We start from the raw sequence: 24,162 nt of genomic DNA, 5'->3' as shown, positions 1-24,162 counted from the left end.
TGATGGCGGACAACACGGTAATGCAACTGTTGGGGCGTCGGCTGCGGCTGGCCGTGATCGGTGGCGGGCCGGGCTCTTTTATCGGAGCCATGCACCGCCAGGCAGCGCGGCTGGATGACCGCTTTGAGCTGGTCGCCTGCGCCCTGTCCTCTGACCCTGAGCGCGCCCGCAGCGCGGGGCTGGGTCTCGGGATGGCACCAGAGCGCAGTTACCCCAGTGGCCAGGCCCTGATCGAGTCCGAGGCGCAGCGCGCTGATGGTGCCGAGGTGGTGGCCATCATGACCCCCAACGACAGCCACTTTGCACTGGCCATGTTGGCGCTGGACCACGGCTTGGATGTGATTTGCGACAAACCCATGACCAACACGCTGGCAGAGGCAGAGGCGCTTCACCAGAAGGTCCAAGACACCGGCTTGGTGTTTTGTCTGACCCACAACTACACAGGGTATCCGATGGTGCGCCAGGCCCGGGCCATGGTGCAGGACGGTCAGTTGGGGGATATCCGGCTGGTGCAGGTCGAGTATGTCCAAGGGGGTCGCGCCAAGGCGGGACCAGGCCGACGCGCCTGGAAAGATGACCCGGTACGGGGTGGCCCCTCACTGGTGCTGGCCGACATCGGCACCCATGCCCACAACCTGATGCGATTCATGACCCTGCTGGAAGTGGATCAAGTGGCAGCGGAGGTCGGCAGCATCGTGCCGGATCGGCTGACCCACGACTACGCAGGGGCGATGCTGCGTCTGAGCAACGGCGCCCGCGGCAGTTTTTGGGTGACCCAGGCCGCCGCAGGTGTGGAAAACGGCTTGCGCATCCGTATCAGCGGCGCCTTAGGTAGCCTGGAGTGGCAGCAAGAACACCCGCAAGTGCTGCACTTCAAGCCATTGGATGCGCCAGCACAGGTCCGCACACCCAACGGTCCCGGCACCCTGCCACTGGCCGCGCGAGCCTCACGCATCGTGGCAGGGCATCCCGAAGGTTTTCACGAAGCCTTCGCCAACCTGTACACCGACGCGGCCGATACGATCGCCGCGCGTCGCTGCCATCAGACGGTGGACCCGCTGTCCACACACTTCCCCAACGCCAGTGACGGACTGCAAGGCCTGCGCTTTGTGACCGCCGCGCTGGCCTCCAGCCAGCGACAAGGTACCTGGACAGCCGTTGAAGGTACAACTGACCATGTTTGACCCCAGTGACCATTCCCATCGTCGTTACAACCCCCTGACCGGCCAATGGGTGCTCGTCTCGCCACACCGAGCCAAACGCCCCTGGCAAGGCCAGCAGGAATCACCTGATCGCAGTGCACGACCCAGCCATGACCCGCAGTGTTATTTGTGTGCCGGCAACCTGCGGGTGACTGGCGAGCGCAACCCTGACTACCTGCACACCTTCGTTTTCACCAACGATTTTGCGGCCATGATGGCGGACACACCCGAAGCGACACCGCCGACGGACGATCTGTTCCAGATCCAGAGCGCCCGCGGTACCAGCCGGGTGATCTGCTTCTCGCCAGACCACAGCCTGTCCTTGCCGGAGTTGTCCTTGCCTGCCATTGGCCAGGTCATCCAAACCTGGATCTCCGAGACCAAAGAGCTGGCTCAAACCTACCCAGGCATCCAGATCTTCGAGAACAAGGGCGCCATGATGGGCTGCTCCAACCCGCACCCACATGGTCAGATCTGGGCCACCAGTTACATCCCCAGTGAAGTGCATCAGGAAGACCTGCACCAACGGGCCTACTTCAACCAACATCAGCGCCCCCTGCTGCTCGACTATGCCCAGCGTGAGGCGGCCAGTGGTGAACGTGTGGTCGTCCAGACGGCGCACTGGCTGGCGGTGGTGCCGTTCTGGGCCACCTGGCCTTTTGAGATTTTGCTGCTGCCACGCTTTGCCGTGCAGCGCATCACCCAGCTTGACGCGACGCAGCAGGCCGATCTGGCGCTGGCGCTGAAAAAGCTGACCAGCCGTTACGACAACCTGTTCGAGTGTTCCTTCCCTTACTCGATGGGCTGGCATGGCGCCCCATTTGACGGCCGCAGCACCGAAGGTTGGCAGTTGCACGCCCATTTTTACCCCCCTCTGCTGCGCTCAGCCAGTGTGCGCAAGTTCATGGTGGGGTTTGAGATGCTGGCCGAAGCGCAGCGTGACCTCACGCCAGAACAGGCCGCTGATCGCTTACGCGCGGTCTCCGACCTGCATTACCGCGAGTCATCCACATGTCCCAAGCTTTGAAACACGTCGCCACTGAGGCTTTTGAAGCCGCGTTTGGCAGCCCACCGCAACACTGGGTGCAAGCCCCCGGGCGGGTCAACCTGATTGGTGAACACACCGACTACAACGACGGTTATGTTCTGCCCTGCGCCATCAACTTTGGCACACTGATCGCTGCCAGTGCGCGCACCGACGCCGTCGTGCGCGTGGTGGCTGCCGACTATGGCGCCGAAGTCGACAGCTTCCGCCTTGACCAGCCCATCCTGCCTTTGGCCGAGGGCGCTTGGCCCAATTACGTACGAGGTGTCGTCAAGTACCTCCTGGAAACAGGCTTGCCGCTGCAAGGTGCCGATTTGGCACTCGCTGGCAATGTGCCACAGGGTGCTGGCTTGTCGTCCTCGGCATCGCTGGAGGTTGCGGTGGCTCAGGCTTTCAAAACCCTGCAGGGGTTCAGCGAGCTCAGTCCCACCGACATGGCCTTGATTGCCCAACGCGCCGAAAACCGGTTTGTTGGCTGCAACTGCGGCATCATGGACCAACTGGTATCAGCACGCGGGGAAGCCGGTAGCGCCCTGCTGATCGACTGCCGCTCACTTGCCACACAGGCGGTGCCGATGCCTGCTGATGTGGCGGTGATGATTGTGCATTCCCGGGTGCGCCGCGGGCTGGTTGGCAGTGAATACAACACCCGGCGCTTGCAGTGTGAAGCGGCGGCCAAGCACTACGGCGTCAAGGCCTTGCGTGATCTGGACCTGGCCCGGCTGGAGGCTGAGGCGGGGGATTTGGATGCCATCGTGCTGCGCCGTGCCCGGCACATCGTCACCGAAAACCAGCGCACGCTCGACGCCGCCGTGGCTTTGGCAGCGGGTGATTTACGACAGATGGGGCAACTCATGGCGGCCTCCCATGTCTCGATGCGTGACGACTTCGAAATCACTGCCCCCGCGGTCGATCAGTTGGTGGACATCCTGCAGACCGCCATTGGCCCGGTGGGTGGCGCCCGCATGACCGGCGGCGGATTTGGCGGTTGCGCGGTGGCATTGATGCCATCGACCCAGGTCGAAGCAGTCCGCCAAGCCGTGGCTGAGCAATACCGATCACCCACTGGCGAAGCGGGTACCGTCTACGTCTGCCAGGCCTCACAAGGTGCGGGTTCCCTGAGCTGAGCCCATCCAACGGCCTGCTCCCTGCGGGTCTGCGGCATGTATTTATTGGTATCAATAGTCTCCTAATCTCTATTGGATCAATATGCCCCCCATGGCTATCATGCGCTCACTCTTTGGCCTTTGACCGGTTGCGCATGCCGCTGATCCCAGGCCAAAGAGCTGTTTTTCTGTGACCGGACACCCTGGCCCGCACACTGTGTGGCCGGGTCTGTGTCCCTTCACGGTTCATGCTTGTTTCAATTCCTGGATGTTTTATGAGCTCTTATGCATTGGGTCTGGATTACGGCAGTGATTCGGTCAGGGCGCTGTTGGTGAATGCGCAAACCGGCGAAGAAGTGGCGAGTGCCGTGGTGTACTACCCACGCTGGAGCCAAGGCCTGTTTTGCGCGCCCGCCAAAGACCAGTTTCGCCAGCACCCGCTGGACTACACCGACAGTTTGGTCGAAGCCGTGCAGGCCCTGTGGCAAAAAGCCCCGGCGGGTGCTGCCCAGCAGGTGGTGGGCCTGAGTTTTGACACCACCGGCTCGACCCCGATCGCCTTGAACCGCGACGGTGTGGCACTGGCCTTGCTGCCTGAGTTCGCCACCAATCCCAACGCGATGTTTGTCCTGTGGAAAGACCACACCGCCGTCAAAGAGGCGCAACAGATCACCGCAGCCGCTCACCAGGCACCGGAAAACTACCTGAAGTTTGAGGGTGGCATTTACTCTTCGGAGTGGTACTGGGCCAAAGCCTTGCACGTGATGCGCGCTGACCCGGCGGTGGCCAAAGCTGCTTATATGTGGGTCGAACACTGCGACTGGATATCGGCCGTTCTGACCGGCACCACCCACCCCGACAAGCTACGCATGGGGCGCTGCGCCACCGGGCACAAACTGATGTGGCATGCCAGCTGGGGAGGTTACCCGCCCGACGCCTTCTTTGCAGGTATTGACCCGCTGCTGAGTGGTTTGCGTGACCGGCTGCCGGTCGAGACCTTCACCGCCGACCAGTTGTGTGGCCGACTCACCGCAGAATGGGCTGACAAACTGGGCCTGCCAGTGGGCACAGCGGTCGGTTTTGGCGCTTTTGATTGCCACATGGGTGCCGTGGCGGCCAACGTCAAACCGGGTGTATTGACCAAAATCATGGGCACCTCCACCTGTGACATCACCGTGGCCAGCTACGCCGACATCGGCGACAAATCGGTGCGCGGCATCTGTGGCCAGGTGGACGGCTCGGTGATGCCCGGCCTGGTGGGGCTGGAGGCGGGTCAGTCCGCCTTTGGCGACCTGTATGCCTGGTTCCGCAACCTGGTCAACTGGCCCACAACCAACTTGCTGCAGCGCAGCAGCTTGATCGACGAGGCCACCAAACACCAGCTGATCCAGGAGATTGAAGACCATACCTTGGCGGCACTGGGAGTTGAAGCGGCCAAACTCGCGGTCGCAGAAACCGGTATCACCGCGCTGGATTGGGTCAATGGCCGCCGCACCCCCGATGCCGACCAGACTGTGGCCATGGCCCTCACCGGCCTGAAGATGGGCAGCCAGGCACCGCAGGTGTTTCGCGCACTGGTGGAAGCCACCGCCTTTGGTGCCCGTGCCATCATCGAGCGCTTCAAGGAAGAAGGTATTGCGATCAACGCCGTGGTGGTGATTGGTGGTATTTCCAAGAAGTCGGACTTTGTCATGCAGGTCTGCGCCGACGTCTGGAACTGCCCGATTGACGTGTTGGAGAGTGAACAGAGCTGCGCCCTGGGCGCCGCCATTTTTGCCGCCACCGTCGGTGGGGCACACGCCAATGTGGCCAGCGCCCAGGCTGTCATGGCCTCCCCTGTCTGCAAAACCTACATGCCCAACGCCGAGGCGGCGCAGGCTTACGAAAAGCTCTATGCGCGCTACCAACACCTGGGCGCCTATGTCAACGAAGGAAAGCCATGAGTTACACCGAACTCAAACGCGCGGCCTATGAGGCCAATATGGAGCTGGACCGGCGCAAGCTGGTGGTCTACAACTTTGGCAATGTGTCGGAAATCGATCGCGCCAAAGGGGTCATTGCCATCAAACCCAGCGGTGTGCCGTATGCCGAGCTGACACCAGATGACATGGTGATTGTGGACCTCGACAACACCGTGGTGGAGGGCAAACTCAAACCCTCGTCCGACACCCGCACCCATACTTATTTGTACCGGCACTTTGCCAGCATTGGTGGAGTGACTCACACCCACTCCACCTTTGCCACGGCCTGGGCGCAGACCCAGCGGCCTATCCCCTGCTTTGGCACCACCCATGCCGATTTTGTTTACGGCGACATCCCCTGCACCGCATTGATCACAGACGCCCAGATCGCGCGCGACTACGAAGAAGAAACCGGTGTGCAGATCACCGACTGCTTCGCTGGCCGCAGCCCGGACGACGCACCCATGGTCATCGTCGCTGGTCACGGCCCTTTCACCTGGGGCAAAGACGCCGCCAAAGCGGTTTACAACGCGGTAATTTTGGAAGAAGTGGCGCACATGGCCTACCTGACCCAGACCCTGCGCCCGGACATCAGGTCCTTGAAGCAAACCATCATCGACAAACACTTCTTGCGCAAACACGGCAAGAACGCTTATTACGGTCAAGCCCAGTAAATACCTGGGCTGTTAGCTATTTTTTGAGGAGCATTCCATGAAAGTTTTCGATACCAAAGAAGTCTGGCTGATCACCGGCTCACAACATTTGTACGGCCCAGGTGTGTTGGCCCAGGTGGCTGAGAACAGCCAGACCATTGCCAGCAGCCTGAGTGCCTCCGAGGCCATCTCGATCAAGGTCGTGGCCAAAGACACGGTGGTGTCCCCCTCCGACATCCTGGCGGTCTGCCAGGCCGCCAACAGCGCACTCAACTGCGTCGGCGTGATCCTGTGGATGCACACCTTCTCTCCCGCCAAGATGTGGATTGCGGGCCTGAAGGCGCTGCGCAAACCCTATATGCATCTGCACACCCAGTTCAACGCCGAACTGCCGTTTGCCGATATCAACATGCATTTCATGAACCTGAACCAGAGTGCCCACGGTGACCGCGAGTTCGGCCACATCAGCACCCGCCTGCGCCAAGACCGCAAGGTGGTGGTGGGCCATTGGGCCGACCCGCGTGTGCAGGCCGACATCGACAGCTGGTGCCGCGTGGCCATGGGCTGGTTTGAGAGCCAGAACCTGAAGGTCGCGCGTTTTGGCGACAACATGCGCCAGGTGGCGGTGACCGAAGGCGACAAGGTCTCTGCGCAGATCCAGTTCGGCTACGAAGTGCACGCGTTTGGCCTGGGCGACCTGCAGGAAGCGGTTGCCACCATCACCGATGCGCAAGTGGCCCAGCAAATCGAGATCTACAAAGCAGACTACGAAGTGTCTCCCGCCCTGCTGGCCGATGCCCACCAGTTTGAGATGTTGCAAAACGAAGCCCGCCTGGAGCTGGGCCTGCACAAGTTCCTGACCGAGGGCGGCTTCGGTGCCTTCACCAACTGTTTTGAAAACCTGACCGGCACCACCAACCTGCCCGGCCTGGCGACCCAACGTCTGATGAGCCAAGGTTTTGGCTACGGCGGTGAAGGTGACTGGAAAACAGCCGCCATGGTGCGTATCGCCAAGGTCATGTCCAAGGGCCGTAGCGGTGGCACCTCGTTCATGGAGGACTACACCTACAACTTTGGCGCAGTCGGCCAGGTGCTGGGTGCCCACATGCTCGAAGTCTGCCCGTCGATTGCCGCCGCGAAACCGAAGCTGGAAGTGCATTTGCACACCATCGGCTGCCGCAAGGACATCGCACGCCTGCTGTTCACCGGCAAAGCGGGCCCGGCAATCAACATCTCGGTGATCGACATGGGCACGCGTTTTCGCATGATCATCAACGAGGTCGACACCGTGACCCCGGCACAAGAGTTGCCCAACTTGCCGGTGGCCAAAGCCCTGTGGCAACCCCGCCCGAACCTGGCGGTGGCGGCAGCGGCCTGGATCCATGCTGGTGGTGCCCACCACAGCGCCTACACCCAAGGCATCACCGCCGACGAGGCGGTGGACCTGGCCGAGATGGCGGGCATCGAAGCGGTGGTGATCGGAGCCGACACCACGGTGCGCGGCATCAAAACCGAGCTGCGTCACAATGGGGCTTATTACCACTTGAACCAGGGACTCTGACGACCAGAGTTTCTGCCTATAGCCCTTATGTATGATGATTATGTAGCTCTCATTTTTGATATGGATGGCACACTGGTCGACAGCGGCCAGTTACACGAGTTCAGCTGGAGAGCCACACTCAACAAGTACCACATTCCCATTGACGGACCGCTGATGCGCTCCTTGGCCGGTGTTCCGACCAAGGAGACGTTGGTTTTTCTGATCGAGAAGTTTGACTGCACGGTCTCGGCCAGCCTGGACGAGATGAATGAGTTCAAAGAACAGTGTGTGCGTGACAACGTGCGCCGTTTTGTCAAACCAACGGCCTTGTTCGACCTGGTCAAACAGTACCACGGCAAAAAACCTATGGCCATTGGCACCGGTGCCAACACCGCCGAGGCGCTGCTGGTGTTGCAGCAATGTGGCATGGACACCTACCTGGACGCGGTGGTGGGCGCGGACCAAGTCGACCACCCTAAACCGGCACCCGACACTTTTTTGCGCTGCGCCGAACTGCTGGGTGTGGACCCCGGCCAATGTGTGGTCTTCGAAGACGCCCAACTGGGCCTGCAAGCCGCCTCCAGCGCCGGCATGGCCGCCGTTGACGTGTTCCTGACCCACCACATCTACAACGACTATTTTTGAGCTGGCGGGTGCATCTGGCAGCCCGCACAGGCCATTGGTCTGACCCGGGTGCTGCATGCCACGACTCTTGTCACAGACATAAAAAAACCCGCCGGGTTTCCCAGGCGGGTTTTTTGGTTTCTAAACCTCAGCTGGCTGACGCCAGCGTCGGATTAGAAGCGGTGTTGCACGCCAACAGCGAACACGTCGGTCTTGGTGTCAGGCGTAGACACGTTGTCGGTCTTGGCATGACGGTAACCACCGTACACGAAGGTGCGCTTGGACAGTGTGTACTTAGCGCCAAGGCCATAACCAGTGCGTTCTGCATCACCCAAAGCGCCGTTGTCGTCAGACTTGGCGAAATTGCCCGACAAAGTCAAAGCAGAAGAAACGGGGAAATCCAAACCGATTTGGTAATCAGAGGCGTCTTGGCCGTCCGTGTTGGCGACATTAGCAGCCTTGCCATAAGAAGCTTTAACAGTGGCAACACCAAAGTCGTAAGATGCACCCAGACGGGTGTACTTCTTGTCAGCGTTCAAAGCCACCGTGTTGACGATATCTTCAACTTGATAAGCAAATTGCACTGCCAAGGGGCCAGCTGCATAGGTCAAGTTCATGCTGGTGGTAGAGGTAGCATCGGTCGTAGTCGTCTTGTCTTCACCCAGGCTGTAGCTGATGGCACCGCTGAAACCAGCAAATGTCGGTGCTTGGTAGTACAGGGAGTTGTTCGGACGAACGGTGTAAGCGGTGCTGCGGAAAACATCGTTCACGCCAGACAATTTGGAGTCGAACACAGCATTAGCTGCACCGTTCACATCATCGAAGGGGGTGGGCATACGACCCAGTTTGACGGCACCAAAGCCACCAGACAAACCGACCCAGGATTGGCGAGCGAATGCGGTTGCAGTGGTGCTAGCACCAGAACCATCATCCATGTTCATACCTTGTTCCAACTGGAAGTTGGCCATCAAACCACCACCCAGGTCCTCAGAACCCTTCAGGCCCCAACGCGAACCATTCACGCCACCACTTTCCAATTTGGTCTGTGTCAGGCTGGAAGTACCGTTGTTGGTCTTGACAGTGCCAAACCAGACGTCAGCGATACCGTACATAGTCACAGAAGATTGGGCCATAGCAGCGCCAGATGCTGCCAAAACGGCCAGCGCGATCAACGATTTTTTCATTTCAGATTTCTCCAAGGTTAAACGGAGGATTCCAGACAGAAAGTCTCAGAACCCCGGGCCAACCTCCTTGCTCAGGAAGTTAAAGCCTATTGAAACAGAGGAACATGACAGCTGACTCCTTATTCCCCCAAAACGCGCTCAAATTTGGTGCGATCGTTGCGCTCTTGCAACACTTCAAAAAGCACATGCTGGTGCATGAAATTGAAATTGGCCCATAGACGACGTCAGCCAGCCGTCAGCTCGACGACCTTTGGTTGCGGCTAAAACACTGGCGCACGTAAGTTTTCATCATGCACTGAAATCCATCAATAATTGGCGGTTAGCCCTTATGAATAAAGGACAGATAGCTATCTTTTTTCATTACCCCTTCAGACTTCTCCAGATATAAAAAACCCCACCTGGTTGCCCGGGTGGGGTTTATGGTTTTAACCGTTAGCTGACTTGCGTCAGCGTCAGATTAGAAACGGTGTTGCACGCCCACAGCCAAGATGTTCAACTTGTCGTCGGCAGTGCCGTTGTTCGTGAACTTGTTGGAGGTGTAGCCGCCGTACAGGAAGGTACGCTTGGACAAAGTGTAAGAAGCGCCAATGCCGTAGCCTTTACGCGATTCTTCAAATGCACCGTTGGAACGGTCATCATCAGATTTGGCATAGCTGGCAGACAGAGTCAGAGCCGACGTCACAGGGTAATCCACACCGATTTGGTACTCTTTGGCATCAAAAGTCGTGTCGTGACCAACATTAGTGACCTTGCCGTAGGTGGCATAGAGCTTGGCAATGCCGAAGTCATAAGTTGCGCCCAAACGGGTGAACTTCGCATCATTGGCAAAAGTGTTGTTGTCTTCAACTTGGTAACCGAATTGCACAGCCAGGGGGCCTGCAGCGTAAGTCAGGTTGTAGCTGGCGATAGACGAGGCGCTGAGCGTCGTGGTTTTGTCTTCGCCCAGGCTGTAGCTGACTGCACCAGCAAAACCGCCAAAAGTCGGAGTTGCGTAGTAAATGCTGTTACCGGGGTTGGAGTTGTAGCCGGTGCTGGCGAAAATCCAGTTCATGGGCGACAGCTTGGAGTCAAACACGGCATCAGAAGCGCCGTTCACGTCATCATAGGCAGTCCACATTTTGCCCAACTTGACTTCACCAAAGCCGCCGGAGAAACCGACGTAAGACTGGCGGGAGAATGCAGCCGAACCGGTTGCGTCGTCGCCATTCAATTTGGTAGCCAAGTCCTTCGAAGAACCGTCATCCAGATTGAACCCTTGTTCCAAAACGAAGTTGGCTTTCAAACCACCGCCCAAGTCTTCAGAACCTTTGATGCCCCAACGCGAACTGTTCACACCGCCGCTTTCCAAAAGCGTATCGCGCACGCTCACACCACCAACAGTTGACTTGGCACTGCCAAACCAAACGTCAGCAATACCGTAAACAGTCACGGAAGATTGGGCCATAGCGGCGCCGGAAGCAGCGAGAACTGCCAAAGCAATCAGACTTTTTTTCATGAGTAAAACTCCAAAAAATTAACAAAACGTTTGAGCGCTGTTGTTCAACTTGTTCAAACGGGCGGATGAAACATCGCGTGTTTGATTTGACCACTGTCTCTGCAAAAAACACCAGCACAGCCATGTTTCATTTTTGTTTCGCAGGTAAAGAGGGGTGGTTTGTAGCGTGATAGCAACACACACCAGACTGGGGATTTCCCTGCTCAGACAATGCGGCTCGTCTGAGCGTTTTGCCACTTTGTCGCAGTGATGTCACCCTACCCGACTGACAGAGCTTGCAGATGTAGCAGGGAAAACCCCTCCCATGGTGGCCGACAAATACGTGCAACATCCGATCAAACAGCACGACCGTTCTTTTTTATTCAAACCATCGCACAGGCCGTCTGGCGTTGACACTTGGGTTAAATGAACAGCCGCACCCCATCCGGCTGCAAAAGCGCTTGGGCTGTTTTAGGAGACGCTTTCTACAAACCATTATTCAGAGGAAACAACATGGCCATTCCATCCCAAATGAAACTGATCCCGGCACTGGTCCTGGGCCTGTTTGCCAACTACGTGTCGGCCTCAGGCTTTCAATTGATTGAACAAAATGCGAGCGGCCTGGGCAATGCTTATGCGGGCTCAGCGGCGATTGCGGATAACGCCAGCACCATTTTTTACAACCCGGCGGGTATGACCCAGTTACAGGATCGCGAGTTTTCAGGCGGCATGGCGGCCATCGGAACCAGTTTCAAGTTCACAGACCAAGGGTCAACCATTGGTGCCAGTTTTCCTGGCAGCAAACTGCCAGGTTCTGGCAACGGTGGTGATGGCGGCGGATGGGGCTTTGTGCCCAACGCCTACCTGTCCTGGGCCTTGAACAAGGATCTGTATGTGGGGGTGGGCATGGGTGCCCCGTTTGGCATGAAAACAGAGTACGACAACCCCTGGATTGGCGCAGCTCAAGCCACGATGTTTGACGTCAAGACTTACAACATCAATCCATCCATCGCCTACCGGGTGAATGACAAGGTGTCGGTGGGCGCAGGCTTAAGCTGGCAGCGCCTAACAGCGGACTACACCCGTCAGGTGGGGGCAGTAGTTGGCGGAGGTGGGGCGTTAAATTTCTCTGCTTCACCTTTGAAACTCGATCTTCAAGATGACTCGTGGGGATGGAATGTGGGCGCGCTGTTTACCGTTTCACCAGACACCAAAATTGGTGTGTCTTACCGGTCCACAGTCAGCTACGATCTCACCGGCAATATCAATATCGTTGGCGCGACGCCGGTCCCCAGCAGCGATCGAGCCGCAACAGCCAGCTTGAAGTTGCCAGATATGTTTATTTTGAGTGGGACCCATCAGCTCAACACCAAGTGGCAATTGCTGGGTGATGTTTCCTGGACAGGCTGGAGCACCATTCCCAAACTGGACATCATTCGGACATCTGACGGTTCGTTGGCACAGACGTTGGACACGGAATTTCGCGACGCTTGGCGCGTGGCCGTGGGCGCCAACTACCAGTACAGCAGCGACGTCAAGCTGAAGATGGGTATTGCCTACGATCAGACACCTGTCAAGTCGGCCGCAACCCGTCTGGTATCGCTACCGGACAACAATCGCCTTTGGCTTTCGGGTGGTGCCCAATGGACACCCAGCAAAGGTTCGGTGTTTGACTTTGGCGTGACCTACTTGTACCTCAAGGATTCAAAAATTGACAACGATCAGAGGGCTCCTGCAGGATCACCGTCTATTGGCCGTGGTCGGGTCACCGGCAGCTACGCCGCCAGCGCCTGGATTTTGGGCGTGCAATATTCACACGCCTTCTGATCTGCGTTGCAGCGTCAACTCAAAAAAGCCCCTTCGGGGGCTTTTTTTTTGGCCAAGTGGTGAACCGCGTGCACAGAAAAGAAGCACATTGAGGGTGTGTGGCCACATTCAGCGACCATCACCCTACAATTTGCCACAACTCAATCCGCCCCATCCCCACTTTGGACAGCCACCATGATTGACCGTTTTCTCATTGCCGCCGACTCTGCTTTGCGCACGGTGTTTGCGTCCCATGCTGCGGCGCAGCCCTGCCCCACTCTGCCGGGTGAAGTGACCCAGCTGTCAGAGCAGGAGAAGAAAGAGGCCGGCGCGCTGATGCGGGTCAACCACGTCGGCGAGGTCTGTGCCCAGGCACTCTACACGGCGCAGGCTTTTGCTACCAAAGATGCAGCCCTACGCGCCCATTTCATCGAGGCTGGCGCCGAGGAAACCAACCATCTGGCGTGGACCGAACAGCGTCTCAAAGAGTTGGGTGAACACACCTCGTTGCTGAATCCGCTGTGGTACGCCGGTGCCTTTGGCCTGGGACTGCTCGCTGGCAAGCTCGGTGACGCAGTGAGCCTAGGCTTTGTGGTGGAGACCGAAAACCAGGTCGAAGCCCACCTGGAAGGCCACATGAGCCGTCTGCCGGCTGGAGACCACGCCTCACGCGCCATCGTCGCGCAGATGATCGACGACGAGGCACGCCACGCCTACAACGCGATGGAACTGGGCGCCATGACGCTGCCCGCGCCGGTCAAAGGGCTGATGAAAGCCGCCGCCAAAGTGATGACCACGGTTGCGCACCGGGTTTAGGCTGCTCCAAGTTCTGAATCAGACCTCCAGCACCTCAAAGCTGGTGCTGATCTGCGCGGTTTTACCGAGCATCACGCTGGCTGAGCAGTATTTCTCGTGACTCAGGGCAATGGCGCGCTCCACGGCTGCGGCAGGCAGGCCTTTGCCCGTCACGGTGAAGTGCATGTTGATGCGGGTGAACACCTTGGGCTCGGTCTCCGCGCGCTCGGCAGATAACTTGACGCTGCAACCGCTCACCTCGTGGCGGCCACGTTTCAAGATCAGCACCACGTCATAAGCGGTGCAACCACCGGTACCAGCCAGCAGCAGCTCCATCGGGCGCGCGGCCAGGTTCTGGCCACCGTTCTCAGGTTTGGCGGCATCGGGCGCGCCATCCATCATCAGCGTGTGGCCGCTGCCGGTTTCAGCCACAAAACCCATGTTGGAGCGGGTGTTCAACGCGCCGGTCCAGCTGACTGTACATTCCATGTTTGATCCTATCTATGTGCTCCGCGCGGAGTAAAAACTCATGCCGCTACAATAGTCAAAAACACCCCGCGCGGAGTAAAACTTTGCGCTCATTCACTTTGAAAGTGTAGCCCGATGCCCACCTCTTCTGCCGCACAGTCCCTGAGCCCACAAGACTATCTGCAAAAAATCCTCACCGCCCGTGTGTACGACGTGGCCATTGAGACCGCGCTGGAGCCCGCCCGCAACCTGAGCAGACGGCTGCACAACACGGTGTTGCTCAAACGCGAAGACCAGCAACCCGTGCGCAGCTTCAAACTGCGCGGCGCCTACAACAAGATGGCGCACCTGACAGCGGAGCAACTCGACAAAGGTGTGATCTGCGCCTCCGCAGGCAACCACGCCCAAGGTGTGGCCTTGAGCGCCAGCAAACTCGGCACCCGTGCGGTCATCGTCATGCCCACCACCACACCGCAGGTCAAGGTGGATGCGGTGCGTGGTTTTGGTGGCGAGGTGGTGTTGTTTGGCGAGAGTTATTCAGATGCCTACAAACATTCGCTGGAGCTGCAGGCCAAGGAAGGGCTCACCTTTGTGCACCCGTTTGACGACCCCGATGTGATTGCTGGCCAAGGCACGGTGGCCATGGAAATGCTGCGCCAGGTTCAGACCCTGGTGGCTGACAAGGCCGCCAAATCGGGCCAAAAATCCAGCCACATCGCGGGGCCCCGGCTGGACGCGGTGTTTGTCGCCATTGGCGGCGGCGGGCTGGTGTCGGGTGTGGCCAATTACATCAAGGCGGTGGACCCGCGTATCAAGGTCATCGGGGTGCAAATGAACGACTCGGACGCCATGATCCAGTCGGTGACCGCCAAACAGCGGGTAACGCTGCCCGATGTAGGCTTGTTCTCTGACGGCACGGCGGTCAAGCTGGTGGGTGAAGAAACCTTCCGCATTGCCAGCAACCTGGTTGACGACTTCGTCACCGTGGACACCGACGCGGTGTGTGCCGCCATCAAGGACATTTTTGTCGACACCCGCAGCATCGTCGAGCCGGCCGGTGCGCTGGCGGTGGCGGCCATCAAGCAGTACGTAGCCCAGCACAAGACAAAAGGTGAAACCTACGCGGCCATCCTGTGTGGCGCCAACATGAACTTTGACCGCCTGCGTTTTGTCGCTGAACGCGCCGAAGTGGGTGAAGAGCGTGAAGCCCTGTTTGCGGTGACCATCCCCGAAGAGCGCGGCAGTTTCCGACGTTTTTGTGAGCTGATTGGTGACCTGCCCGCTTTTGGCGGCACCAAAACCACGCGCAATGTGACCGAGTTCAACTACCGCATCAGCGATGCCAACAAAGCCCATGTGTTTGTGGGCCTGACCACCACCAGCAAAGGCGAGTCGGCCAAGATCACCGCCCATCTGGGCAAACACAACTTCACCGCGCTGGACCTGACCCATGACGAACTGGCCAAAGAGCACATTCGTTACATGGTGGGCGGCCACTCGGCGCTGGCGCAAAACGAACGGCTGCTGCGTTTTGTGATCCCCGAGCGGCCCGGCGCGCTGCTGAAGTTTTTGAGCCAGATGCGCCCGGGCTGGAACATCAGCCTGTTCCACTACCGCAACCAGGGTGCGGACTATGGCCGTATTCTGGTGGGCCTGCAGGTGCCTGCCGCAGATGATGCCGAGTTCGCGGCCTTCCTGAGCACACTGGGTTACCCCTGTGTGGAAGAAACCGGCAACCCGGCGTACCAGATGTTCCTGCAACAATAAGTCCCTACCGGCCCTCACCTTTGCCGAAGGGTGGCAGGGCTGGCACAACTCAGACAGGGGGTTCTCATGCCAATGACACTGGACGGCAAGTTGGTGGTGGCCATCAGCAGCCGCGCGCTGTTTGACTTTGAGGAAGAAAACCTGGTCTTTGAGCAGAGTGATGACCGGGCCTACATGGACCTGCAATTACAACGGCTCGACATCCCTGCCAGGCCGGGGGTGGCGTTTTCTCTGGTCAAAAAATTGCTGGCGTTCAACCATCAGCCACCCTCACCCCAACCCTCTCCCACAAGGAGAGGGAGCGAACAGCCGCCGTTGTCCACGGGCGCTGCTTTACCCCCTCTCCCGCCGGGAGAGGGCCGGGGTGAGGGCATCCAGCCGGTCGAGGTGGTGATCCTCTCACGCAACGACCCGGTCTCGGGTATGCGGGTGTTCCGTTCGGCCCAGCACTATGGCTTGACGATTGAGCGCGGCAGCTTCACCCGTGGCCAGGCACCCTGGCGTTACCTGAAACCCTTACACGCCAACCTGTTTCTGAGCACCCACCTGAGCGACGTGCGTGCCGCGCTGGCCGCTGGTGTGCCGGCAGCCCAGGTCTACCCCAACTCGGTCCACGCCAGTGACGCCCATCCATCGGAAGTGCGGATTGCCTTTGACGGCGATGCGGTGTTATTCAGCGACGAGGCCGAGCGTGTTTACCAGGCGCAGGGGCTGCAGGCCTTCCAGCGCCATGAAACTGAAAAGGTTGGACAACCTTTGCCCGATGGGCCCTTTAAACCGTTGCTTGTTGCGCTACAAAACCTGCAGCGCTCTGGCACCCCACAGATGCGCATCCGCACCGCGCTGGTGACCGCACGCAGCGCCCCGGCGCATGAGCGCGCGATCCGCACCCTGATGAACTGGAACATCGAGGTGGACGAGGCCATGTTTCTGGGCGGGCTGGCCAAGGGCGAATTTCTGCGCGAGTTTGAGCCTGACTTTTTCTTTGACGACCAGACCGGCCACATCGAATCCGCCGCGCAACATGTGCCGTCAGGCCATGTGGCCAGTGGCGTGGCCAATTGACCAACAGCGCACCCAGCGGGGAGCCTACGGGTAGCATCGCGGCCTGCACCGCTGGAAATGCCCCATGACACTCGCTGACAAACTCGCTGCATTCAAAACCTTCACGACCCAAGCCTGGGCGCTGACCCGGCCGTACTTTGCCTCCGACCAGAAGTGGAAAGCCCGCGCGCTGCTGGTGGCCATCGTTGCGCTGAACCTGTCTCTGGTCTACATGGCGGTCTTGTTCAACGACTGGTACAAGGTGTTTTACGACGCCTTGCAAGAGAAAAATGCAAGCGTGTTCTGGGCGCAGATGACACGTTTTGCCTGGTTGGCCTTTGCTTTCATCATCCTGGCGGTCTACAAGTTTTACCTGACGCAGTTGCTGGTGGTGCGCTGGCGCGCCTGGATGACCAACCACTACCTGACACGCTGGTTGTCCAACCAGGCCTTTTACAAAATGGAGCTGCTGCGTTTTGCCGCTGCGCCCAATACAACGGGCCACAACCCGGACAACCCCGACCAACGTATTCAGGACGACATCAACCAGTTCACCAATGACAGCATCGCTCTGAGCATGGGGCTGCTCAATGCAGTGGTCACACTGGCCAGTTTTGTCGGCATCCTGTGGGGGCTGTCGGGCAACTTCGCCTTCACCCTGGGCGGCCAGACCTTTGACATCCCTGGTTTCATGGTCTGGATGGCGCTGCTGTACTGCCTGGTCGGCAGTGTCATCACGCACTACCTGGGCCGCCCGCAGATCCAGCTGAACTTTGAGCAGCAGCGCCGCGAGGCCGATTTCCGCCACCACATGGTGCGCGTGCGTGAGTACAGCGAGGCGATTGCGCTGGACCGTGGCGAAGCGGTCGAGCGCAGCCAACTCGAGCGCCGTTTTGGCTTGGTGCTGGGCAACTACCTGAACCTGATCCGGGCGCAAAAGCGGCTGGTCTGGTTCACCAGCTTTTTTGGACAGGCAGCGGTGGTCTTCCCGTTTGTGGTGGCGGCGCCGCGCTTCTTCAGCGGCGCCATCCAGCTCGGCGAGTTGGTGCAGATCTCCAGCGCCTTTGGCCAGGTGCAAAACGCGTTGAGCTGGTTTGTGGACAACTACAGCAGCCTGGCGGCGTGGCGTGCCACCACCAACCGCCTGACCAGTTTTGAAGCCTCTTTTCAGGCTCTAGCCCTTTCTGATCAAGGACTGGTAGCTACAGATTCAGAAGTGTTGAGCAGCACCGATCTGCACCTGACACTGCCCAACGGCAGCGTGTTGCTGGACCAGGCCCAGCTGCAGGCGCAGCCAGGCGACAGCATTCTGCTCAACGGGCCATCGGGCGCGGGCAAGTCCACGCTGTTTCGGGCCTTGGCGGGTATCTGGCCGTTTGCCAGCGGCCACTTGAGCCGCCCGCCAGACAGCATGTTCCTGCCGCAACGGCCTTATTTCCCGAACGGCCCGCTGCGCGAGGCACTGGCCTACCCACAAGAAGCCAGCCTGTTCAGTGATGACGAGCTGACCAGCGCCTTGCACCGCGCGCTGTTACCCGAGCTGAGCACCCGGCTCGACGAGGTCGGCGCCTGGAGCCAAACCCTCTCGGGTGGAGAACAACAACGCCTGGCCGTGGCCCGGGTACTGCTCAAAAAACCGCGCTGGATTTTTGCCGATGAGGCCACCAGCGCACTCGACGAGGCCAGCGAGAGTTTGATCTACAAAACGCTTCTAGCCCAAATACAACAAGGGCATGGAGCTATTGTTTCAATAGCTCACAAGCCCGCAGTGGCGGCATTCCACACAAGCCGTTGGGTTTTGGAGAAAGTGCCGGAAGCTGAAGTGGCCAGCCACCGCTTGCGCGTTGAAGCGGCGCCAGCTTGAACGCAGGCTTGGGGCGAGTCGGTTGGCGTCCTGCCCCAGCGCTCAGGTCTGTGTTTTGTCGGTCTTGTTGATCTTGGTCGGTGAATAGGTGTAGACCTCGGACGAGATCACACCTGGGGCCACGGTGGCCGAGGCCTTGGTCGGGTCAATCTGGTTTTTGACCTGCTCTTGCACCTGCACCGCACTGGCACTGGCGAGCCAAAGTGACTTGATCTGGTCCAGCAGCACCTTGGAGAGCGGCTCGGGCGGCGGTTCCGGCGATTTTTCTGGCGCCGGGCGCTTGATGGTCCAGTCCTTGGGCACCGCGTCTTCCAGTTTTTGCCGCGCCGGGTCGGACACGCTGCTGTAGACACCCTCGCCCGCATTGGGCTTGTCACCGGTGTTGATTTTGTTGATCACACTGGGCTGCACCTCGGTAGGGGCTTCCACCTTCTGCGGCGGGTTCACCGGCACCACGGGCACCACCCGCCCGGTTGCCAATGCAGCGGCTTCAGCGGCAACAGGCCGCACGCTCTGGATTCGGTCAATAGGTGCTTGGCTCATGATCTGTCAGCCTGCAAAGGGTTAGAGGGTTTTTCTCCGGTCGTAGTCTTCTTAACGGCAGAAATAAGGGGTAATTTAGGTCTATTTCTCGTGTATTTGAACTTATTCGTGGTTTTTTCGGCCAAAAGACCGTAAGTCGTGTGCTCTGGCGCACGTGCCTCCGTAGAAACCCGGGGGTAAGATGGCCGTATTTTCACGCTTAGCTCGCCCAACATGACCCCAAACTTGCCCGCCGCCCTGGATGGTGCCGTCCATACGCTACCCCACACCCCCAGCAAAGTGGTGCTCTATGCCGCAGGCTCGGGTGCGCCGCTGCTGCTGATCCACAGCATCAATGCGGTGGCCTCAGCCGCCGAGGTGCGCCCCTTGTTTGAGCACTACCGGGGCAGTCGTAGTGTTTATGCGCTGGATTTGCCGGGTTATGGCTTGTCTGACCGCAAAGACCAGGCGTACACGGTGCGTGTGATGACCGATGCCATCGTTGCGGCCGCCCAATGGGTCCAGGCACGCCATGGTGGCGTCGCCCTGGATGCGGTGGCGGTGTCACTCTCTTCCGAGTTTCTGGCGCGGGCGGCGGTTGAACACCCGTCCTTGTTCAGAAGCCTGACCCTGGTGAGCCCGACCGGTTTTCGCGGCGGGGAAGAATTGCGCGAGTCTCCGGGGCAAACCCGTTACAAGCCAGGGCTGGACAAGTTCTTGCGTGGCCCGGGCTGGGGCGGCTTTTTGTTCAAACAATTGACCCGCCCGGCGGTCATCCGTTATTTCCTGGAGCGCACCTGGGGCGCCAAGCAGATCGACGAGACACTGTGGGCCTACAACTGCATCAGCGCCCGCCAGCCCAAGGCGGAATGTGCACCGCTGGCTTTTCTGAGTGGCATCCTGTTCAGCACCGACATCCACAGTGTGTATGGACAACTGACATTGCCGGTCCTGGTGGTGCACGGCACACGCGGGGACTTCACCAACTACAAGAACCTCAACATCGTCAGCAGCCAACCCAACTGGCAGGTGCAGGTGCTGCAAACCGGGGCCATGCCCTATTTTGAGCTGCTGCGGGCCTATGTGGCTGCCCAGGATGCGTTCTGGCAGGCCATTCCTGGATGACGGCTTGAGCCGACGCTACACAGAGGCGCCAGGCGCGCTTGCGTCCACGTGGACTTCTTCAGGTGTTGGCGACAAGCCATAAGGTTTGACCAGCGCCCACACATGGGCGGGCACCATCGACTTGATGCGTCGGGGTTCTTCGCGGCGCAGGTGGATCACGGTCTCAACCGCCTTCATCTCCAGGCGGGCGCGCGCAAACTCCAGACCGCGTGGCCCCACCTTGGGCATCAGCCAGCCCACCACCGGGCGCAACCACTGCGGCATGCGGCGCAGCGGCAAGCCACCGGCGGCACGCTCGGTGTTAGCTAAAAAGCCTTTGACCGGGCCTTCGCGTTTGCCCGCGCTGCCGGGCGCAGTCAGCTTAACCTCGTCACCCAACAGTTTGAGCAGCTCGTCACCGCGCTCATTGCGCACCAGTAACCACTGCTGACCCTCACCGCCCATGTAGCCCACGGTGATGTCGGCCAGTGCGTTGGTGTAATCCACACAGGTACGGCAGGTCAGCGGGAAGAAGTCGCGCGGCAAATCGGAGAGCGGCAGCATCAAAAACGGCACCTTGCGCTGGTGGCCATCGGCAAAACGCAGCTCCACGTGGTAGTCGGCCAGGAACTCCAGGTAAACAATGTCTTCGGGCTTGTTATTCGTCTGGGCCGCCACCAGCGCCAGAAATTCATGAAAACGCTCTGTCGTTGTGTTGTCCGAACACGGGGTGCCAATCACATACAGGCGCTCCAGCCCCAGCTGCGCCTCCAGCGCACGCAAGGCATACACCTGGCACGGGATACCAATCACCGCCAGGCGCTTGTAGCCCTGTTGCACAGCAGGCTCCAGCAGCGCCAGCAAGGGCGCGTAACCCATGCGCATGCCACGGCACTGGGCCATGCCATCAGCCTGGGTCACCAACACCGGCACAGGGCGCCAGCGGTCATTCGGGTCTGGGGCCATGGTCAATACCGCGTCCACCGCGCCGGTTTCCAGCAGGCGTTGCGCCAGTCGGGTGGTGATGCCAGTCCACTGTGCACCGGGGGCCGCTGGCTGCAACGCGGCGCGCCACATGCGCTGGTGCACGCCAAAAAACAACTCATCCCCTTTGAGTGGGTCACGCACCCGGCCGTGGACCTTGGCCTCCAGGCGTGGGTAGTCGGGGTGGATGAACTGGCAGGCCTGGCCGCACCGTTTGGGCTCGCTGGAGCGTGAGATGCCGCAGTCGGTGCACAAATCGCGGTGCGGTGCGGGGCCAAGCACCGGGCGCCAGACGGTTGGGGGCGCAAGGGAGGGGTCAGGCAGCTGCATCAGTGGGTCACTCCAGGTGCATGATGATAGCTGTGGCCCGAAGGGTTTTTGGCTCAAAATGGCCCCATGCAGCACCTCAACATCAGCGCAGACGACGGCGAAACGCTCCACCTGCACCGCCGTGGTGAAGGGCCACCGGTGTTGTTGCTGCATGGATGGACTTCCAGCCACATGGCCTTCTCGCCACTGGTTGAGCAGCTATCAAATACATACCAGGTGTTGCGCCCGGACGCACGTGGCCACGGTGACCATAGGCTGACGGTCAACCCGGCGCCGGATGTGCAGCGGCTGGCCCGTGACGTCATCAACCTGCTGGACCATTTGAAGATCGACCGCGTGGTGGCGGTGGGCCACTCGATGGGGGCGCTGACACTGTGGCAGTGTTTGCGCGACTATGGTTCGGCGCGTTTTTCCCACCTGGCCTTCGTCGACCAGTCCCCTAAACTGGTGACCGACGCAAGCTGGGACGGTGGCATCTACGGCGACTTTGACGCCAACCGGTCGCAGCAGCTCATCAGCGACCTTGAACGCGACTTTATTGAGGCCGTGCTGCGCCTGGTGGCTTTTGGACTCAATGACAAAGCGCGCGCCAGTTATCTGCGCAATTCTTCAGGCTGGCGGCTGATGCGTGAGTCTTTGCAAACCGTTGACCCAGGCAGCGCCATCGCGATCTGGAAAAGCCTGGTGGCTGCCGACTACCGCGATGTGCTGCCGAAGATCAATGTGCCCACACTGCTGGCTTGTGGCACCTGCAGCAACTTCTACACGGCAGAAACCGCGCGGTTTGTGGCCACACAGACACCTGGTGCCCAACTGAGTTTTTACGATGGTGCGGACCACGGCCCGCATCTGGCGCAGCCCGAGCGCTTTGTGGCTGAGCTGCGCGCGCTGATCAACACCCCTTCACCCCAAGCTATTTCTCCATGACGTAGCTGCCCGGTGCATCGGCCAGTGCTGGGAACTTGCGGTTGGTAGTGGCATACGCTGGCACTTTCTCGCCAGTGCGCTGGCTCAGCCAAGTGGTCCAGTCGTCCCACCAGCTGCCGGGCTTTTTGTCAGCACCAGCCAGCCAATGCTCGGCGTCCTGCGTGTGCGTGGGCTCGGCCACCCAGTAGGCGCGTTTGGGGGGCTGCACCGGCGGGTTGACGATGCCCAGGATGTGACCCGAGGTGGAACGCACAAACCGCACAGCTGCATCCGGGTGGATCACCTTGCGGATCTGGTAGCAGGAACTCCAGGGCGCAATATGGTCTTCCTCGGCCGTCACAGCATAAAGCGACTGCTGGATGCGGCTCAGATCAATCGACTCACCACCAATCGTCAGGGCATCGGGCTGGACCAAGCGGTTGTGCAGGTACATCTGGCGCAGGTAGTAGGAATGCATGGCCTGCGGCATACGCGTGGCGTCCACGTTCCAGAACAAGACGTCAAACGGCGGCAGCTTCTCACCCAGCAGGTAACTCTGCACCCAGTAGTTCCAGATCAGGCTGTTGGAGCGCAACAGTCTGAAGGACGCCGCCATCTCGTTGCCATCCAGGTAGCCCTTTTTGGCCATCAGCTCGTCGAGCCCATCCAGACAGGCCTCGTCGATGAACACACCGATCTCACCGGGTTGCGAAAAGTCTGTCAGGCTGGTGAACAATGTCCAGTGCGCCACCGGCATCTTGGCCGCAGCAAAACGCTTGTGGGCCCAGGCCATGTAGGTGGCAACCAGCGTGCCACCAATGCAGTAACCCACCAGATGTATCTGGGGCACTTTGCAGAACTCGGTGGTCACGCGCACCAGTTCACTCACGCCCTCTTGCAGATAGTCGTCAAAACGCACGTCTTGCATCTCTGGCGTCGGGTTTTTCCAGCTCGAAATGAAGACGGAGAAGCCCTGGTCGGTCAGGTACTTGACCAAGCTCTTCTTCTCGGTCAGGTCCAGGATGTAGAACTTGTTGATCCACGGTGTGACGATCAGGATCGGCATCTGCCGCACCTGGTCGGTGGTCGGTGCGTAGTGGATCAGCTCCACCAGACGGTTACGGAAAATCACCTTGCCGAGGGTGGTTGCCAGATCCTTGCCCACGGTAAACGCGTCGGGCTCGACCATCTGGATGTTGTTGGCCTCCACATCGCGGGCAAAGTTCTTCAAACCCTGGCGGACACTCTCACCGTCCGTTTTGGCATATTGCGCCATGGCCTGCGGGTTGAGCCAGAAGAAGTTGGTAGGCGAGAGCATGTTGAGGGTGTTGCGCTGCCAGAAAGCCGCACGGTGGCGTTCGTGCTCGGACAGGCCGGGTGCTTCGAGCGAGAGCTTTTGCATCCGGCTGCTCAGCGTCAGGTACCACTCTTTCAGAATGTCCCAGGCGGCAGATTCGGTCCAGATCGGGTCGGCAAAACGGGCGTCTGCCGGGTTCGGCACATACACCTCATCAGCAGGCAGGCCCAGCGAGCGACGCAGCGTATGCCCCGACAGCGCCACCATGTCGGCGGCGAACTCGTCAGCGGCCCGCCAGCATGCCTGGGGATACTGCCACCAGGCGATCTGGGCCTGGATCTGGGATGTCCAGATGCTGTAAGGGTCGATGGACTGGCTGAAGGTCTGGATGGCGGCGTTCAGAGGGGTCAGATGGCTGGACGTGGGCTCGACATGACCCGGCTTGGTTTGATTGGACATGGTGCGCAACCTCGCTTCCTTTCACGT

20 protein-coding genes are annotated in these 24,162 nt (G+C 59.5%); 14 read left to right on the top strand and 6 right to left on the bottom strand.

All coding sequences use genetic code 11. The annotated features are described in order from the left end of the window. Positions 1 to 2: 2 nt before the first annotated feature. From RF819_RS12670 to RF819_RS12640, 7 genes are all read left to right on the top strand, one after another. Positions 3 to 1,184: a Gfo/Idh/MocA family protein gene (locus RF819_RS12670; RefSeq protein ID WP_078365321.1), complete on the top strand. Its 1,182-nt coding sequence runs from the start codon at positions 3 to 5 to the stop codon at positions 1,182 to 1,184. Beyond that, complete coding sequence (locus RF819_RS12665; RefSeq protein WP_200224085.1) at positions 1,177 to 2,229, top strand: UDP-glucose--hexose-1-phosphate uridylyltransferase; 1,053 nt, start codon at positions 1,177 to 1,179, stop codon at positions 2,227 to 2,229. Before RF819_RS12670 ends, RF819_RS12665 begins: the two co-directional genes overlap by 8 nt. Then, the gene (gene galK, locus RF819_RS12660; RefSeq protein WP_078365320.1) at positions 2,214 to 3,374 is read left to right on the top strand and encodes a galactokinase; all 1,161 of its coding nucleotides are present in this window, start codon (positions 2,214 to 2,216) and stop codon (positions 3,372 to 3,374) included. The genes RF819_RS12665 and galK overlap by 16 nt, the downstream gene beginning before the upstream one ends. Positions 3,375 to 3,628: 254 nt before the next feature. After that, the gene (locus tag RF819_RS12655; protein WP_078365319.1) at positions 3,629 to 5,296 is read left to right on the top strand and encodes a ribulokinase; all 1,668 of its coding nucleotides are present in this window, start codon (positions 3,629 to 3,631) and stop codon (positions 5,294 to 5,296) included. Then, entirely contained in the window at positions 5,293 to 5,988 is a 696-nt protein-coding gene (locus tag RF819_RS12650; RefSeq protein ID WP_078365318.1) for an L-ribulose-5-phosphate 4-epimerase, read from the top strand. Before RF819_RS12655 ends, RF819_RS12650 begins: the two co-directional genes overlap by 4 nt. A 37-nt stretch (positions 5,989 to 6,025) precedes the next feature. After that, the gene (araA, locus tag RF819_RS12645) at positions 6,026 to 7,528 is read left to right on the top strand and encodes an L-arabinose isomerase (RefSeq protein ID WP_078365317.1); all 1,503 of its coding nucleotides are present in this window, start codon (positions 6,026 to 6,028) and stop codon (positions 7,526 to 7,528) included. 27 nt (positions 7,529 to 7,555) lie between these two features. Next, positions 7,556 to 8,152, top strand: coding sequence for a beta-phosphoglucomutase family hydrolase (locus RF819_RS12640; RefSeq protein ID WP_078365316.1), 597 nt, complete (start codon positions 7,556 to 7,558; stop codon positions 8,150 to 8,152). A 152-nt stretch (positions 8,153 to 8,304) separates the two neighbouring features. Here the strand turns inward: RF819_RS12640 and RF819_RS12635 are convergent, their stop codons facing one another. Further along, complete coding sequence (locus tag RF819_RS12635; RefSeq protein ID WP_078365315.1) at positions 8,305 to 9,315, bottom strand: porin; 1,011 nt, start codon at positions 9,313 to 9,315, stop codon at positions 8,305 to 8,307. Positions 9,316 to 9,772: 457 nt separating this feature from the next. After that, the gene (locus RF819_RS12630; protein ID WP_078365314.1) at positions 9,773 to 10,810 is read right to left on the bottom strand and encodes a porin; all 1,038 of its coding nucleotides are present in this window, start codon (positions 10,808 to 10,810) and stop codon (positions 9,773 to 9,775) included. 492 nt (positions 10,811 to 11,302) lie between these two features. Between RF819_RS12630 and RF819_RS12625 the strand changes: the two genes are divergently transcribed. Both RF819_RS12625 and coq7 read left to right on the top strand, forming a co-directional pair. Then, entirely contained in the window at positions 11,303 to 12,616 is a 1,314-nt protein-coding gene (locus RF819_RS12625) for an OmpP1/FadL family transporter (protein WP_078365313.1), read from the top strand. Between the two features lie 174 nt (positions 12,617 to 12,790). Next, positions 12,791 to 13,411 (top strand): 2-polyprenyl-3-methyl-6-methoxy-1,4-benzoquinone monooxygenase, encoded by a 621-nt coding sequence (gene coq7, locus RF819_RS12620; RefSeq protein WP_078365312.1) that lies wholly within the window; start codon positions 12,791 to 12,793, stop codon positions 13,409 to 13,411. A gap of 18 nt (positions 13,412 to 13,429) precedes the next feature. Here coq7 and RF819_RS12615 read toward each other — a convergent pair whose 3' ends face one another. Next, positions 13,430 to 13,879, bottom strand: a complete 450-nt coding sequence (locus tag RF819_RS12615) for an OsmC family protein (protein WP_078365311.1) — start codon at positions 13,877 to 13,879, stop codon at positions 13,430 to 13,432. A gap of 114 nt (positions 13,880 to 13,993) precedes the next feature. On the opposite strand from RF819_RS12615, the gene ilvA reads away from it, so the two are divergent. The 3 genes from ilvA (at position 13,994) to RF819_RS12600 (ending at position 18,533) form a co-directional block, all read left to right on the top strand. Beyond that, on the top strand, positions 13,994 to 15,625 hold the full coding sequence (gene ilvA, locus RF819_RS12610; protein ID WP_078365310.1) for a threonine ammonia-lyase, biosynthetic: 1,632 nt from the start codon (positions 13,994 to 13,996) through the stop codon (positions 15,623 to 15,625). Between the two features lie 66 nt (positions 15,626 to 15,691). Continuing rightward, positions 15,692 to 16,690 (top strand): 5'-nucleotidase, encoded by a 999-nt coding sequence (locus RF819_RS12605; RefSeq protein WP_143541703.1) that lies wholly within the window; start codon positions 15,692 to 15,694, stop codon positions 16,688 to 16,690. A gap of 64 nt (positions 16,691 to 16,754) precedes the next feature. After that, a complete protein-coding gene (locus RF819_RS12600; RefSeq protein ID WP_078365309.1) occupies positions 16,755 to 18,533 on the top strand; it encodes an ABC transporter ATP-binding protein/permease in 1,779 nt (592 codons plus the stop codon). Positions 18,534 to 18,575: 42 nt separating this feature from the next. On the opposite strand, the gene RF819_RS12595 is transcribed toward RF819_RS12600, so the two are convergent. After that, complete coding sequence (locus RF819_RS12595) at positions 18,576 to 19,076, bottom strand: hypothetical protein (RefSeq protein ID WP_078365308.1); 501 nt, start codon at positions 19,074 to 19,076, stop codon at positions 18,576 to 18,578. A gap of 213 nt (positions 19,077 to 19,289) precedes the next feature. Here RF819_RS12595 and RF819_RS12590 point away from each other — a divergent pair, with 213 nt between their 5' ends. Then, positions 19,290 to 20,180 (top strand): alpha/beta fold hydrolase, encoded by an 891-nt coding sequence (locus tag RF819_RS12590; RefSeq protein ID WP_078365307.1) that lies wholly within the window; start codon positions 19,290 to 19,292, stop codon positions 20,178 to 20,180. 15 nt (positions 20,181 to 20,195) lie between these two features. On the opposite strand, the gene RF819_RS12585 is transcribed toward RF819_RS12590, so the two are convergent. After that, complete coding sequence (locus RF819_RS12585) at positions 20,196 to 21,473, bottom strand: Coenzyme F420 hydrogenase/dehydrogenase, beta subunit C-terminal domain (protein WP_078365306.1); 1,278 nt, start codon at positions 21,471 to 21,473, stop codon at positions 20,196 to 20,198. 66 nt (positions 21,474 to 21,539) lie between these two features. On the opposite strand from RF819_RS12585, the gene RF819_RS12580 reads away from it, so the two are divergent. Further along, positions 21,540 to 22,400 carry an alpha/beta fold hydrolase gene (locus RF819_RS12580; RefSeq protein WP_078365305.1) on the top strand — a complete coding sequence of 287 codons (861 nt, stop codon included), beginning with the start codon at positions 21,540 to 21,542 and terminating at the stop codon, positions 22,398 to 22,400. Here the strand turns inward: RF819_RS12580 and RF819_RS12575 are convergent. Then, positions 22,387 to 24,135 carry a PHA/PHB synthase family protein gene (locus tag RF819_RS12575; protein WP_078365304.1) on the bottom strand — a complete coding sequence of 583 codons (1,749 nt, stop codon included), beginning with the start codon at positions 24,133 to 24,135 and terminating at the stop codon, positions 22,387 to 22,389. The two genes, RF819_RS12580 and RF819_RS12575, sit on opposite strands and share 14 nt — an antisense overlap. Positions 24,136 to 24,162: the final 27 nt, after the last annotated feature.

This window comes from Rhodoferax fermentans (assembly GCF_002017865.1).
GTDB classification, from domain to species: domain Bacteria; phylum Pseudomonadota; class Gammaproteobacteria; order Burkholderiales; family Burkholderiaceae_C; genus Rhodoferax; species Rhodoferax fermentans.
Note: the sequence above shows the minus strand (reverse complement) of the source record. Positions and strands in the feature narration are given on the sequence as shown.